The 415-nt window shown below is 50.6% G+C and carries 1 protein-coding gene; it reads left to right on the top strand.

Annotation, left to right across the window (positions count from 1 at the left end):
- Positions 1-211: oligopeptide/dipeptide ABC transporter ATP-binding protein (locus CWC28_RS21645; RefSeq protein WP_349304084.1), on the top strand; the 211-nt coding region annotated here is incomplete at its 5' end.
- Positions 212-415: the final 204 nt, after the last annotated feature.

The raw sequence follows: 415 nt of genomic DNA, 5'->3' as shown, positions 1-415 counted from the left end.
TTTACTGTCAGCGGTTCCTATCCCTGATCCTGAGCTGGAAAAAGCCAAGGAAATCGAACTGCTGGAAGGCGATTTGCCATCCCCTATCAATCCACCCAGTGGTTGTGTTTTCAGAACTCGCTGCCCGGTTGCAGAGCCCAGCTGTGCCGAGAACCGTCCCAGGCTTATGGATGTAGGTAACCAGCATTTTGCGGCCTGCCCCAAAGCCTGATTGTCGGCTCACCTGTCGGTTGACAGGTGAGCCTCCTCCAGATCCATTATCCCTCATCCGTATCCCCTGATTTCTAACTGCAAGTTCAATGAACTTTCCAGACGATCAGAACTCAAAAACTGCGAAGCTGACATCCACTGCTGAAGGATGCTGATTAATTCTTCTTCAGGGGTTGTCATCTGGGCATTTCGAGGGTTTAATTCG

The sequence above is a fragment of the Pseudoalteromonas sp. S4492 genome, from assembly GCF_005886115.1.
Classification (GTDB): domain Bacteria; phylum Pseudomonadota; class Gammaproteobacteria; order Enterobacterales; family Alteromonadaceae; genus Pseudoalteromonas; species Pseudoalteromonas gelatinilytica.
Note: the sequence above shows the minus strand (reverse complement) of the source record. Positions and strands in the feature narration are given on the sequence as shown.